This window comes from Rhodococcus sp. no. 34, from assembly GCF_054589475.1.
Map to the genome: position 1 here is coordinate 508,853 of NZ_BAAILK010000026.1, position 13,654 is coordinate 522,506.

General features: G+C 61.9%; 13 protein-coding genes. 10 read left to right on the forward strand and 3 right to left on the reverse strand.

The window, feature by feature from the left end; translation table 11 throughout:
• From ACYP01_RS11455 to ACYP01_RS11490, 8 genes are all read left to right on the forward strand, one after another.
• Positions 1 to 646 (forward strand): MCE family protein (locus ACYP01_RS11455; protein WP_459680017.1); only part of this gene is annotated, 646 nt, incomplete at its 5' end.
• Positions 643 to 1,653 carry an MCE family protein gene (locus ACYP01_RS11460; protein ID WP_050656749.1) on the forward strand — a complete coding sequence of 337 codons (1,011 nt, stop codon included), beginning with the start codon at positions 643 to 645 and terminating at the stop codon, positions 1,651 to 1,653. The genes ACYP01_RS11455 and ACYP01_RS11460, both read left to right, overlap by 4 nt.
• Complete coding sequence (locus tag ACYP01_RS11465) at positions 1,650 to 2,642, forward strand: MCE family protein (RefSeq protein WP_037132399.1); 993 nt, start codon at positions 1,650 to 1,652, stop codon at positions 2,640 to 2,642. Before ACYP01_RS11460 ends, ACYP01_RS11465 begins: the two co-directional genes overlap by 4 nt.
• A complete protein-coding gene (locus tag ACYP01_RS11470; RefSeq protein ID WP_037132219.1) occupies positions 2,639 to 3,718 on the forward strand; it encodes an MCE family protein in 1,080 nt (359 codons plus the stop codon). Before ACYP01_RS11465 ends, ACYP01_RS11470 begins: the two co-directional genes overlap by 4 nt.
• Complete coding sequence (locus tag ACYP01_RS11475; RefSeq protein WP_459680020.1) at positions 3,718 to 4,791, forward strand: MCE family protein; 1,074 nt, start codon at positions 3,718 to 3,720, stop codon at positions 4,789 to 4,791. Before ACYP01_RS11470 ends, ACYP01_RS11475 begins: the two co-directional genes overlap by 1 nt.
• Positions 4,788 to 6,026, forward strand: a complete 1,239-nt coding sequence (locus ACYP01_RS11480) for an MlaD family protein (protein ID WP_003945746.1) — start codon at positions 4,788 to 4,790, stop codon at positions 6,024 to 6,026. Before ACYP01_RS11475 ends, ACYP01_RS11480 begins: the two co-directional genes overlap by 4 nt.
• Positions 6,023 to 6,547 carry a hypothetical protein gene (locus ACYP01_RS11485; RefSeq protein WP_003945512.1) on the forward strand — a complete coding sequence of 175 codons (525 nt, stop codon included), beginning with the start codon at positions 6,023 to 6,025 and terminating at the stop codon, positions 6,545 to 6,547. Before ACYP01_RS11480 ends, ACYP01_RS11485 begins: the two co-directional genes overlap by 4 nt.
• A 129-nt stretch (positions 6,548 to 6,676) precedes the next feature.
• On the forward strand, positions 6,677 to 7,558 hold the full coding sequence (locus ACYP01_RS11490) for an HhH-GPD family protein (protein ID WP_007726916.1): 882 nt from the start codon (positions 6,677 to 6,679) through the stop codon (positions 7,556 to 7,558).
• On the opposite strand, the gene ACYP01_RS11495 is transcribed toward ACYP01_RS11490, so the two are convergent.
• Both ACYP01_RS11495 and ACYP01_RS11500 read right to left on the reverse strand, forming a co-directional pair.
• Complete coding sequence (locus tag ACYP01_RS11495) at positions 7,555 to 8,580, reverse strand: hypothetical protein (protein WP_459680023.1); 1,026 nt, start codon at positions 8,578 to 8,580, stop codon at positions 7,555 to 7,557. The two genes, ACYP01_RS11490 and ACYP01_RS11495, sit on opposite strands and share 4 nt — an antisense overlap.
• Positions 8,581 to 8,639: 59 nt before the next feature.
• On the reverse strand, positions 8,640 to 9,551 hold the full coding sequence (locus tag ACYP01_RS11500) for a hypothetical protein (RefSeq protein ID WP_230359481.1): 912 nt from the start codon (positions 9,549 to 9,551) through the stop codon (positions 8,640 to 8,642).
• 224 nt (positions 9,552 to 9,775) lie between these two features.
• Between ACYP01_RS11500 and ACYP01_RS11505 the strand changes: the two genes are divergently transcribed.
• Complete coding sequence (locus ACYP01_RS11505; RefSeq protein ID WP_459680026.1) at positions 9,776 to 12,463, forward strand: helix-turn-helix transcriptional regulator; 2,688 nt, start codon at positions 9,776 to 9,778, stop codon at positions 12,461 to 12,463.
• A 39-nt stretch (positions 12,464 to 12,502) separates the two neighbouring features.
• Entirely contained in the window at positions 12,503 to 12,928 is a 426-nt protein-coding gene (locus ACYP01_RS11510) for an HIT family protein (protein ID WP_459680029.1), read from the forward strand.
• On the opposite strand, the gene ACYP01_RS11515 is transcribed toward ACYP01_RS11510, so the two are convergent.
• Positions 12,913 to 13,650 carry an alpha/beta fold hydrolase gene (locus ACYP01_RS11515; RefSeq protein ID WP_007726925.1) on the reverse strand — a complete coding sequence of 246 codons (738 nt, stop codon included), beginning with the start codon at positions 13,648 to 13,650 and terminating at the stop codon, positions 12,913 to 12,915. The genes ACYP01_RS11510 and ACYP01_RS11515 overlap by 16 nt on opposite strands.
• Between the last annotated feature and the right edge of the window lie 4 nt (positions 13,651 to 13,654).

The window sequence follows — 13,654 nt, forward strand, 5'->3', positions numbered from 1 at the left end:
GATCGGCGAATCGCTCGATTCAGTCCACCAAGCGTTGGTCGGTGCGCAGCCCGTCATCGACGGACTCGGTGACGACCTCGACGACATAGCCACCCTCGCCGACAGTCTCTCGACGAGTGCGCCGGACATGCTCGCCGCATTCGAGAACTCCATCACCACATCCAAGACCGTCGTCGAGAAATCCGACGGGTTGGCGGGGCTTCTGCGTGCCGGCACCAGCACGGGAGCTGCTGCCACGAGTCTGATCGGTGACAATCGCGACCGCATGATCACCTTGGTCGACGACGCCGATTCCCTGACCGGCGCAATCACTTCGCGGCCGGACCACATCACCACCTTCTACAACGGCCTGCGCAATCTCACGATCAAGCTCCCGCCCGCGTTGGCGCATGGTCCGTGGCTCAGCACCGATCTACGGCTGTCCGTCACAGATCTGTATCCGTACGGAAAGACCGACTGCCCACAGTACGACGGAAACCGCGGACCCAACTGTCCTGCCGCCGCGACCGCGTTCGGCGGAACCGTCGGCCCGGTCGGCAGCCCTGCCGAACAGTCCCTGATCTCGGCTCTCACCCAGGGCGGTACAGCTTTGGACACTCTCGTGGCGGGGCCGGTATTTCGCGGCACGACGGTGGTGGGCAGATGAGCGTGAAGAAATCTCTGATCAGGTTCGGACTGTTTGCTGCACTGTCGATTCTCGCCACCGTGGTTGTGGTGAGCACCCTGATCAACCCAGTCTCCGGGTCGAGTTCGCAGTACCGGGCCGTCTTCGTCAATGCCTCCGGCCTGGTCACCGGCAGCGATGTTCAGATCGCCGGGGTGCGAGTAGGGCGCGTCGACAGCGTCGAGTTGGTGAACAACCAAGCCGTCGTCGGCTTCGAACTCGAATCTGCACAACGTATTCCGTCCGACGGTCGCGCTGTGGTGAGGTACGCAGACCTGTTGGGAGCGCGAACAATTTCGATCGAACCCGGACAGGCCGAACGCGCAACAGGCAACTACCTCTCCCCCGGGGCCACAATTCCCGTGGAACAGACTCAGCCGGCGATCGACCTCACCGACATCCTCGGCGGATTCCGTCCCCTGTTCGACGCACTTGACCCCGCAGAAGTCAACGAGCTTGCCGCACAGGTCGTCCAGGTATTCCAAGGACAAGGTTCCACCATCGAAAGCCTGCTGGAGCGCACTGTTGCCGTCACCGAGAACTTGACGTCCCGGGACGCGATCTTGGACCAACTACTGAACAACCTCGACCGGGTCCTTACCGTGACCACGACGAATCGACCCAACTTCGTCGAGATGATCAACACGCTCGACACACTGGTCGGCGGTTTGGCACAGGACCGCCAACAGATCTCGGCCGCAGTGGATTCCGCAGGCGCCCTGACTTCTTCACTTCAGGACCTGGTGACGGGCGTGGAACCGGACTTGGCTGGCGCGCTGACTTCGATCGATCAGTCGGCTCGCGTCGTCGTCGACAATCGTGAGTCGCTGGCGACCGGTATCACCGCTTTCGATCAACTGTTCACCCAGTTGGGGATCGCGATGAGCTACGGAAGCTGGGCGAACATCTACATCTGCAACTTCCGGCTCAGCGCGCTGGACCAATCGGTGACTCTCGGCGGCCCCGAGCGTTCGGCGGTGTGCCGATGAACTGGCTCACCGTCAAGAACCCGGTCCGCAACGGAATCATCTGCATTCTCGTCGGAGTCGGTGTGGTTCTGGCCGCACTTGTTGTCCCTCAACTGATCTTGAAGGTCAAGACCAACGAGTACCACGCCGTCTTTGCCAACGCCACCGGGTTGACGCAGGACGATCCGGTCAACGTCGCGGGAGTCCCGAGCGGGGTGGTCACCTCGTTGGCGGTCAGCGGCAACTCGGTTGAAGTCACCTTCCGACTCGACGACGGCGTCACTCTCGGCGAAGACTCCCGTGCGGACATCAAGATCTCGACTCTGCTCGGCCGACGCTCGCTCGACGTCACTCCGAACGGATCGCGCTCGTTACCCGCAGGTTCGACCATCCCCATCGAGAACACGAGCGTTCCGTTCACTCTCGACGATCTCGGTCGAGGAGCACAATCCACGTCGGAAAACCTTGATCTGCAACAACTGCGAAATATGCTGACCGTGGTGTCCGACAACTCACCGGACGATCCCGAACTCATTCGCCGCTCACTCGAGGGAATCGACGCACTCTCCGGAGTAGTCAACGACAACGACGTTGCGCTCCGTTCACTTCTCACCGGAGCGCAGCAGACGACCGCAACACTGATCGAGCAGAAGGACACTCTGGAAACCCTTCTGGGGAATGCGGATCTGGTGATGTCCACGATCGCCGACCGGCGAGATGTGCTGAATGCGCTTGTACAAGACCTGAATCAGTTGAGCACCACACTTGCCCAGTTCCTGGGCGACAACCAGGCTTTGGTCGACTCGGTCATGGGAGACATCCACGTGGTGACGGGAGTTCTGTCCGAGAACGAACAATCACTGACCACACTGCTCGACAACTTCGCCCCCAGCGTCCGCTACGTCACCAACGCAACCGGTAACGGCAACTGGCTCGACCTCAACTCACCCTCCACCCTCATCCCGGACAACTGGTTGTGCGTCGTCGGGCTCGTTCAGGGGTGTCGATGACCACGACCGTCAAGAAACTCGCCGTGCTGGCAGCGATTGTGATCTGCGCGATCGGTGCCGTCCTGTTCGTCACGCGTGACGAACACAGACTCACTCTCACCGCCGAATTCACCTCGACCGACGCTATCTTCACCGGGAACACGGTGACGATTCTGGGAGTTCCCAGCGGGAGGGTCGAGAGCGTCACGCCGGAAGGGTCCCGGGTACGAGTGGCGCTGAGCCTGCCATCCGGAACACGTATACCCGCCGACGCGCAGGCCTGGGTCCTGTCTCCCTCGGTCATCAGTGACCGCACGATCGAACTCGGCCCCGGCTACGAGGACGGTGAGTTCCTCACCGACGGCGCGGTGATCCCTCTCGAACGCACTCACTCCCCGCTGACGTGGGACCAACTCACCGCATCGGTGAACGAATTGACGGTGGCGCTCGGCCCTGGCGCCGACGGCGGCGGGATCGGTGACCTCATCGGAGAAGGCGCCCACGCGTTGGACGGCAACGGGCAAGCATTCAACGATGCCGTTCGGTCCATCTCACAGGCCAGTTCGGTACTGGCGGGTGCAAGTCCCGACATCTCCGAACTGGTGAAGAACCTGAACACCCTCGTGCAGTTGATCGCGGACAACCAGACCAAGGTCGACTCCCTGTCGAACTCGGTGACAGTCACCGCCCGCACGTTCAGCGCCCAGCGAGAAGACATCAGCGGGGCGCTCGATTCCCTGACCACGTTGCTCGGACAGGTCTCAGCGCTACTCGCCGAACACGGCGAGGCGGTCACCGCCGATCTGGGTACGCTCGCACAGTTGGCCGGTGCAGTCGCGACCAAACAGGATCAACTGCGCGAGATCATCGAAACGGCACCAACGGGATTCGAGAACGTCGCCAACCTCGTCACCGAAGAAGGCCGAGCCAGAGCACGATTGAACGTCGCCACCGATCTCTCACAGTTCGACACGACGCGAGAACTGTGCGAGAAGATGCCGATACCGCTGTGCACCGGGCCGGGAATCGTCAATCCCATCGAATTTCCTTCGGCAGGCAGCTCCGACCTGGCACGCATCCTCGGTGGGGGCAACTGATGGCGTCGAACAAGTCCGTGGTGAGCGTTGTCGTGGCACTTGTCATCGCGGCGCCATTGACCGGCTGCAGTCTCAACTTCCAGCACCTCCCCCTCGGACGCGGTCTGCCAGGAGAGTCGTACCCGCTGAACATGGAATTCGTCGACGCGTCGTTACTTCCCGTCGGCGGCGAGGTGCGGATCGGCCAGGCAGTGGTCGGCAGAGTCACGTCGATGAGCGCGCAAACCTTTGCAGCCGTGGTACATACCGAAATCGCGTCGGACATCGAACTACCTGTCGGCACCCGCGCTCGGATCGAACTGTCGACCCCGATCGGCGATGCGTTCGTCAACCTCGAAGTTCCGGTCGATCCAGCGGGCCCCATTCTCGAACCAGGTTCCACCATCGAGCGATCGGAGACCGTGCGCGGACCCGATGTCGCACAACTGCTCGGCGCCGTCGGAACTCTGTTGAACGGCAGTGGGTTGGCGCAGGTCAAGAACATCGTCAGTGAGGCTGATCAGATTCTCGACGGCAGGGAGGAGACGATCCGCGATCTGCTTGCGCGCCTTGACACTTTTCTCGGAACACTTGACGACCGAAAGGAATCGATCAATTCGGCACTGGATTCACTGAACCGGCTCAGCGCTCTGATCGGAGACGAGAGCGCCACCATCGACGAAGGCTTGCGCACACTCACACCCGCATTGGGCGTGATCGCCGACCAACGACAACCGCTCCTCGATCTACTCGACGAAACCGATCGGCTCAGTACCGCAACCAATTCCGTACTCGACCAGTCGGCCGACCAGATTTCCGAGATCACCGGACGACTGTCACCCATCCTCGACCAGTTCTCGGCAATGGGGCCGACACTGGGTGAGACGATGGCCAACCTGGACAACGCAAGAGTGCTCCTCGCGCGTGCCAGCCCAGGCGATTACGTGAACATCGACCTCGACGTCGATGTCGAGGGCACCGTGACCGGAGTGCTCAACGAGATAATCCCGGGCGCCGCACCGCCACTGCCACCTCTGCCCGCCTCCGATCGGGAACTGCCGATCACGACACCCCTGCAAGGAGGAACGCGATGAAGAACCGAACCGTCTATTTCGAGATCGCCGCCTTTCTCCTCATCGCGGTGGTCAGCACGACGTACGTACTCCGGCAAGTCGGTGCCGGAGATCCGTTCACCGGAACCTTCTCGGTCACCGTCGAATTGGAGAACGCGGCCGGAATCGCTCCCGGTTCGGAAGTGGCCTATCGCGGAGTCACCGTCGGCGACGTCGAGTCGGTGGAGGTGGACTCTGCCCAGGACCTCGTCGTGATGACGTTGAGCATCGCCGCCGACAAACAGATCCCCAACGATTCGCATGTGGCCATCAGCCAGGACACCGCCGTTCCGGTATTGAAAGTTCAGTTGTCCTCGCAGACCGACGGCGGCCCGTATCTGGTTGAAGGTTCCGTTGTTCCGACTGAGCGCACTTCGATCCCGGTCGCGTTGGGAACCGTGATTGCGAATTTCAACGCTGCTGCCGACACCGTCGATCCGGCAGACCTGCGAACCCTCTCGCACGAACTCGGCGAGGGATTGAACGGATTGGGTCCGGATCTGCAGGCGCTCGTCGACAACTTCGACGTGCTCGCGCGCACTGTCCAATCCGATCAACCGCGTGTCAACACACTCGTCGAGAACTCGCGCTCACTGTTCACTGCGAACGAGGAAAATGTTGACGCTCTTCCCGAAGTTGCACTCACACTTCGCCAATTGACAGATCAGGTACGAAACTCCGATCCGCAACTGCGCACACTCCTCGATCGAAGCCCGAGTGTTCTCGACAATCAGATACTGCCTCTCATCGAACAGAGTCGTGAGCCGTTCAGTCTGCTGTTGGCCAATTCTCTCGTCTCCACTCAGATCGTCACTGCACGGATGCCCGCCGTCGATGCCTTGTTGGTGGTGGTGCCCAAAGGATTCGAGAAGTTCGGAAGTATCGTCAAAGACGGACGGGCACAGCTTGATCTGATCACAGCACTCGGACCGGTCTGTATCTACGACACGCCCCGGCGATCGGTACAGGACACCTCACCGACCACGCTCGACAAGAACCAACACTGCGCGGACCAGTCGGGCCGGATCCAGAATCGCGGATCGCAGAACGTCCCCACCGGAGCTGGAACGATCGACGGGGTTGCTGAATACGATCCTGCCCTCGGAACGGTCGCAGCCGGTGACGGAACGTCGATTCGTCTGGGCCTCAACGGTGGTCAGAACACCGTTCTCGGTGACAACTCGTTTGCCGCACTACTAGTACAAGGAACGCAATGACCGAGACAACCGAACCCCAGACGCCCACAATCGTCGACAAACCCAAGCGGCTTCGCAAGCAGACCGTAGCGATCGTTGCCGGCGCCCTGGTCGTGGTCGCGGCGCTCGGATGGGGCGCATTCGCGACCTGGCAGAAATCGGTCGACGAAAACGCGCGTACCAGCGCCCTGGACAGCGGACGGCAATTCGCCACTGATCTTGCGACGTACAACTTCCAGAACCTCGATCAGAATCTTTCCGTGGTCCGTGACAATTCTGTCGGCGAATTCGCCGGTCAGTACGCCCAGGTGGCAGCCAACCTGCAGAACATGATCGTGCAGTATCAGGCGACCTCGTCCGCTCAGATCATTTCAGCCGGGCTGGCGAGCAGTGATCGCGACAACGCCGAGGTGCTCGTGTTCCTCGATCAGACGATCACGAACACCAACTCCCCCGATCCGAGAATCGACCGCAACCGGATGCAACTTTCGCTGGTCCGCGAGGACGGCGAGTGGAAACTGAGCAACGTGCAGTTGTTGTGACCCGGCGGTCGGGCGTCAAAGACAGCCGTGTCGGCGACTGCCGATAAAGTGGCCCCCACAAGTCGACGTCTCCTTCGTCGACCGGGAGCGCAAGGTTCGAGGAGTGTGTCGGTAGCAGTGGCAGTGGCAGTGGCAGTGGAATCTTCGGTGCTGCTGAAGTGGTACTCCGAGACGGCTCGCGACCTGCCGTGGCGACGCGAGGGCGTCAGTGCCTGGCAGATCCTGATGAGCGAGATCATGCTCCAGCAGACGCCGGTGGTGCGCGTTGCGCCAATCTGGGAAGAGTGGGTCGAGCGCTGGCCGGTGCCGTCGGCGATGGCAGCGTCGAGCCAGGCAGAGGTGCTTCGCGCGTGGGGCAAACTCGGTTATCCACGACGCGCGCTGCGGTTACACGAATGCGCGGGCGTCCTGGCTGCCGAGCACGGCGACGTGGTGCCGGAAGACGTCGATACCTTGCTCTCCCTACCGGGAATCGGTTCGTACACCGCCCGCGCCGTGGCGTGCTTCGCCTACGGACAGCGAGTGCCTGTGGTGGACACCAACGTACGACGCGTAGTTGCGCGAGCCGTCCACGGCAATGCCGAACCCGGGAACCCGTCCAACACGCGAGACCTCGCCGACGTCGCGGCGCTGCTGCCGAGGACGCGTGCGCGCGCCGCCACCTACAGCGCAGCTCTCATGGAACTCGGTGCACTGATCTGCACGGCGCGGAACCCGAACTGCGAGAACTGCCCTTTGCCGAACTGCGCGTGGGTCGCTTCTGGCAAACCTGCACACACCGGACCACCCAAGAAGGTGCAGAAGTTCGCGGGCACAGATCGCCAGGTTCGTGGAAAATTGATGGCCGTTCTTCGCGAGAGTCACCGTCCGGTCGAGCGCGCGCAACTCGACATCGTCTGGCCGGCCGATCCGGGTCAGCGTGACCGTGCGTTGCATTCACTGCTGGTCGACGGACTGGTCGAGCAGACCGATGACGGCCTGTTTGCGCTGGCCGGAGAGGGTACGGCTTAGCCGACTCGCAGCGGGGTGCATTCTTCGGCTGTGGGTTCGTCGGTCTGGAGCGGTGCGACTTCCGGATCAGAACGCCGAAGTACAGCAGGAACGGCAGGCACCACCGGATCGCAAGGCGCAAGTGTCGGAATCTGTAGGGCAGCGCCGGGTGGGGGCCCGCTGGTGGAGGTCGCCGGCTCGGCGCCGACGTTCGGGCTATCCGTGGACACCGCGCGCGACCCGTCTGGGGACAGCGCGATCAGCAATCCCGTCAACATGAGTAGAAGCGGCAGTACTATTGCCGCCGCCCACCGGACCCTGTTGACGGGCCGGACAGCCATGCCGCCACCGGACCGAACTTCGCTTCCGCGATCGGCCGCTACCAGCGCAGCCCCTATCGCCAGTTGGGTCCGCTCGCCGAGAAACAGGAAGCCGAGACCTGCCAGTTCAGCGGCTTCCGCGGACGGCTGCCGAGAGTCTTCCTTCACGAGCATCGCGACGAGCATCTTGGGTACAGGGTCTCGTTCGGCGACGAGGAGGTCCAATGTCGCAGCAAATGTCGAGCTGTCCGCAAGCAACTCGGCCGTGTCGTAACGATGCGCCGAGTCCACGACGCCTGCTCTCGGGTCGACGGCCGCGATCACGGTCTCACTGCCGTCCGGCCAGAACGCGAGAATCGGCGAAACACCAATGAGAGCGTCGACCGTCCGCAGGTAGGCAAGCCGTGCGTCGAGGCCGTTGACCAACTCGATGTTCTCGAAAGGACTGGAGGACAACGAATCCGAGACAAGGTCGCGCACGTCCGCACGCTCGCACATCACTCCGACGACGGTGGGGCACAGATTCGAGCGCAGGGCTCGGCCGGTGGCGACCTCGGCCGCGGAGGCGAGTGCGCGCGCCGACGCTTGCGGAGAGGGAACAGTCCCGTCTGCACCCCAGGGGTGACGGAACTCGTCGATCGAGCCCAGGAGGGGCGTGTCTGCATCTACGAGAGCTGTTGAAATTGACTGATTTTCGAATACAACGCCCAGGCTTTCACGCACTGGATCCTCCATTGACTGCTACTGACTGTTACGAGTGTTGCCATTCCTGCGAAGCTGTATCAGAACGTCAGGCCACCGACCGCCATTGCACCTGGTTCCAGCACCACGTCCACCGGCGCTCGGCCGTCGACCGTGACGCGATACGTCCCCGGTAGCAGTCCGACAAACGAGAAGTGACCCTCGAACGGTTTCACCGTCCGCGCTGTCGCGTGCCCGCATTGATCGACGCCGTTGATCACCACCGCCTCCGAGATACCCGATGTCACCAGACCTGAGATTCGTCCATCTGCCGAGACAGCAGCCCACTGGCTTCTCTGACCACCAACAGAAATCCCGTACGGATCACACACTCCCGGGGTGGTCGCCACCCGCACCGTGACATCGCCCGACCGCACGCGAACCGCCCCCCGATCTGCGGTGACCAGTGCAGCGATCGGTAGACCGTCGGCGTCTTCCCGCTTTCCCGCAGTCATCGTCGCCGTTCGGGTGAAGTACCGGTCCGCTTCCAGATTGCCTATCAGGCAATGTAATCCGACCTCGTCGACACCCGAGCCGTCTCCGCAGTAATCAGGCACGGACGGCAGAACGAAACCTCGAGGCACCGGAAGTTGCACGACCACGTCGGAGAGCGGGTTGCCCCGGACACCGATGTCGATGACATACGTCACCGGATCACCCTCTCGGACAATGCCGTTGGACGGTCCCGAATCGAGCCCTGGACCGTCAGCGGGATCGAAGGGCGGTGCACCGTCAATCGCCGTCAGCTCGACGGTGAAGGGAGGCACGAACTCTCCCTCGGCCGCCAATCGAACATCCGACTGCATCGGCAGCAAGCCGAGCGCAGCAGCGCCGACCACCAGAGCTCCGGTCACGACAACTATGCCGATACCTCGCACTCCTCGGCGCCACGCTCTCGGCCGGAGTCCGACGACAACGGCCTTCGACCGCACCTCTGACAGACGAGTTCTCACGACGCTCCTTCGATGTCTGACTCTCGGGCCTCCGACAGGCGCTCGCGGCCACATTTGGCGAATCCCGAGCTACGTTCAATAGAAGTCGCTCGAGGGGCTCGAAAGCCAATGGTGACGGCGTGATTGTGTGGGTGAACTTCTCTCAGCCGGGGTGAATTCCCGGGTGAATTGCCCGGGATGGCACGCTCTGGATTCGCACCAGCTACGCTCCTCCCTGTAGATAGATGGATCGAGACAATCCGCCCAAACTCTTCAATCATTGCGGGGCGCGAAAGCAGAAAGGGTCCGCGTTGATGTTCGGGATGGACGGCCACGACTGGGCAGCTATTCCCGAAAGGCGCACCCTCGCGACGTCGATTCCCCGGCAAGCGCTCTTCGACAAACTTGACCGACGTGCCGCGCTGACCATCGTCCGTGCACCGAACGGCCACGGGAAATCGTCGTTGATCGCATCGTGGCTGCGCGCCCATTTGGCATCCGAACGAATACTCGTCTGGGTCTCGGCCCCACGGCCCTCGTCGACACTCGAAGATTTCTGGGCCGTTGTCCTCGATCGAATCCACGCTGCCGGAATCGCACTGCCCGACGTCGACGATCTCGCCGATCCTTTCACCGCTGTCGCCAAATCCCTGAACGCCCTCAGCCGCCCCGTGCTGCTCGTGCTGATCAGGCCGGATCTGATATCGGAACCAGAGTTGGACGATCAGTTGATCGAACTCCTCGCCCTCTGCCACAACCTGGACCTCGTGGTCACGCTCTCGGGCTTCGGCATGTTCTCCGAGCCGTACCTGCTCGACACCGACCACGAGGTGATAAGCGCGAGTGAGCTGTTGTTCACGAGAGCCGATACCGCCCATTTGCTCGCACAAGCTGACGTACACACGACTGACGGTGATGCAGAACAAATCACATCCCTGACAGGTGGGCTGCCAGCGCTGGTTCGTGTCGCCGTTCCCGCCGTCCAGACATCGGGTAGCCGCAACCGCGAGCAGATGATCAGGAAGAACATCGCGCAGGCGATCGACGACTACGTGAACAAATCCGTTCTCATGACCGCTGATCATGTGAAACAACTCGAGTTCCTGCTCGCGACGGCCTTTGCGCGATCGATCACCGTCGACATCGCCGCCATGCTGTTCGAGTCCCAACACCCTGAGGATGGCGAGACCGTTCATCAGATTCGCGTGCGCCTGGCGATACTGGAGACAGCCGGGTTGTTGTCACGGGTCGAGACCGAAGCCGAAGAAACCTGGGAGCTGCCTCCCGCCATTCGTCGATCGATACTCGCGCACCAAAAGCGCGCTGGAGTCGATCCGGCGCAACGTCTTTCGTTCCTCGCACACAACCGACTCGACCACGGTCATCACGCGTCGGCGGTGGACTACGCGGTCGAGGCACAGAACTGGACCCTGGCAGTAGACATCGTCGAGCAACACTGGGTGACGATGATCGTCCACAATCTGGACTCGGTTCGCTCTGCTCTCCAACGGATTCCGGCGGAAGCTGCGGACAAACACTCTGCCGTGGAGGCGGGGCGCGCACTGTTCACGATGCATCCGAGCGAGCGCTCGACGGTAGTCGACTTGCTACCCGAATCGCCGGCAGAACTGTGGGCTCTCGGCGCTGAATCCGGCGCGAAGGACGCCTTGAGCATTGCCTGCGTTCAATCGATCATGCTCAGGATGGCAGGCGAGTACGGGCTCGCAGCAGAAACCACCAGGCGCCTGTCTCATCTCAGTCGCAGTGCGCTGGAGAACAACCCGGAAGCGGTCAGCGCACAGCTCCCTCTCATGCGACTTCAATGGGCGATCAATTTTCAATTGAGCGGCAGGTTCACAGAATCCACGATCAAGGCTCGAATGGCGTACCACGGCGCCCTGTCTCATGGAGTCGACTTCATCGCTCGTAACTCTGCGGGAAGTGCCGCCCTGAATTGGGCGCTGGCTGGTGAGCCGCGGCAGGCCACACACTGGTCCGAACTCGAACAGAAGCATCCGGACCCCGGCGGTTGGCTCGAACCTGTGGTCAAGATCGCCGGCCTGACAGCACGGGCGCTCACTGCTCTCGACACACTCGACTTCGACGACGCACGTCTCGCATTGACCGAACTCGGTCTTCCGTCCGACACCGAGGAACTGTGGGCATTCGTCGTCTATGCGCATTGCCAATTCGCCTTGACCTCCGGCGACCACACTGCGGCACTACTGTTGCTCCACAATGCGATCGAAGCACATTCCAAGCAGTACACGGCTACATCTTTCGCGCTTCCTCTGTTGCAATCCGCAGAGATCGATCTCTTGCTCGCTCTCGGACAGGGGAACAATGCCGTAGCACTGGCCAAGGAGATCATCGATCCTGCAGCCAACCCGTGGACGCTCACGTCGGTGGCGCGTTTACGTCAGCGGATCGGCCAGAACGAGGCCGCGGTGGCGCTGTGTCACCAGTTCGACTGGTCTGGCGTATCCTATCCGCGGGCACAGATGGAATCGCTTCTGGTGCAAGCGGTTGCACACTCCGAGCTGGGTGAGCCACGCCTCGCCTCTCAGGAGTGGTCCAGAGCGTGCAGCATCGCGGATCAGACCGGACTTCTACGTTCGTTCGCGACCATCGCATCGTCGGACGTCGAGAAACTCGAATCGATGGCCGAAACGAAATCGCGTGCACTCGCCGAATTCTCGAAAAGGGCTCCTGCGGAATCTTTTCCGGAATTCGTACATATCGTGGAGCTGACCGAACGCGAACAGAAAGTCCTCTCACTCCTGGCGCTCGGCATGGGGTCGGCTGCGATGGCCGACAAACTGTACGTGTCCGTCAACACCGTCAAGACTCAACTGCGCACTCTCTACAAGAAGCTCGACGTACACAATCGAAACGAAGCGATCACGAGGGCACGCCAACTGCGCTTGCTGTAGTCCGGGGTCGGATCTGATTTCGGACTACATTCTGTAGGCATGAGCACCGATTCCTGCGTCTTCTGCAAGATCGTCGCGCTGACCGAGCCGGCGATTCTCGTTCACGAGAGCGAGACAACTCTCGCATTCCTCGATGCACGGCCGGTGAGTCGCGGACACACCCTGGTGGTCCCCAAGCGTCATGCAGAGAACCTCGATGCTCTCGAAAGTCACGAAGGCGCAGAGATGTTCCGCGTCGGCACGCTCATCGCAGGAGCTCTACGCCGCTGCGACATCGCCGCTGACGGAGTCAACTTTCTCGTCAACGACGGGCGTGCCGCGGGCCAAACCGTGTTCCACTCGCACCTGCACGTCGTCCCCCGCCATCGCGGCGACAAGGCGAAGTTCGCTGCTGGACTCCTCGCCGGGCGAGCCGTCGAGCTGGAGCAGGTGGGCGCGTCGATCCGAAGTCAGCTCACCGTGTGAAGGAATTCCGTCACCACTTCGCGATAGCGCTGCGGTTGATCGTCGTGGACCAGGTGGCCTGCATCGGCAATACGTACGTACCGAGTTCCCGGCCTCTCGGCCATCTCTCGCATCTGTCCCTCAGGGGTGATGGTGAACTCTCCCTCGATCAGCAAGGTCGGCACCTCGATCGCCTTCCACTGATCCCAGAAATGCCTCGTGCCCCACTCCTCCGAGATGTCGCGGAAGGTCGACACGTCGCCGTGCAGGTACCACCCGTCGTCGCGGCGGTCGAAAGAGTCGAGAAAGTACTGGCCGGCGACGGGGCCGAAGAATTCCTTCATCGCCTCCTCGGAAGCAAACGGCTGCGGCCACGCCGAGATCATCTGCGCCCAGTCCGCAGCGGTGCGTCCACGAAAGTCCGGGGCCATGTCTTCGAGGACCAGCGCACAAACCTTTTCGGGATGCGCGGCGGCGAAGCACCACGCATGCAGAGCCCCCATCGAATGACCGATCACGATCATCGGCTCCTCGATGGACGCAACCGCCGATGTCAGGTCCTCGACGAATGCCTCGGTAGTCAGTGCCGCTGGCGCCGGCCTGCCGTGACCGGCAGCGTCGAAGGTGTAGACGTGGCCGAACTCGCGGATCCACGGCACATGGCGACGCCACGTTCGGGAGCTGCCCATGAGGCCGTGCAACAACAGAATCGGTTGTCCCGTTCCACCTTCGTCATGCAACACGAGT

Bases quoted from the DNA above. Each gene is read 5' to 3' on its own strand.
- ACYP01_RS11460 (WP_050656749.1), top strand. From the start codon at position 643: ATGAGCGTGAAGAAATCTCTGATCAGGTTCGGACTGTTTGCTGCACTG.
- ACYP01_RS11465 (WP_037132399.1), top strand. From the start codon at position 1,650: ATGAACTGGCTCACCGTCAAGAACCCGGTCCGCAACGGAATCATCTGC.
- ACYP01_RS11470 (WP_037132219.1), top strand. From the start codon at position 2,639: ATGACCACGACCGTCAAGAAACTCGCCGTGCTGGCAGCGATTGTGATC.
- ACYP01_RS11475 (WP_459680020.1), top strand. From the start codon at position 3,718: ATGGCGTCGAACAAGTCCGTGGTGAGCGTTGTCGTGGCACTTGTCATC.
- ACYP01_RS11480 (WP_003945746.1), top strand. From the start codon at position 4,788: ATGAAGAACCGAACCGTCTATTTCGAGATCGCCGCCTTTCTCCTCATC.
- ACYP01_RS11485 (WP_003945512.1), top strand. From the start codon at position 6,023: ATGACCGAGACAACCGAACCCCAGACGCCCACAATCGTCGACAAACCC.
- ACYP01_RS11505 (WP_459680026.1), top strand. From the start codon at position 9,776: ATGGATCGAGACAATCCGCCCAAACTCTTCAATCATTGCGGGGCGCGA.
- ACYP01_RS11510 (WP_459680029.1), top strand. From the start codon at position 12,503: ATGAGCACCGATTCCTGCGTCTTCTGCAAGATCGTCGCGCTGACCGAG.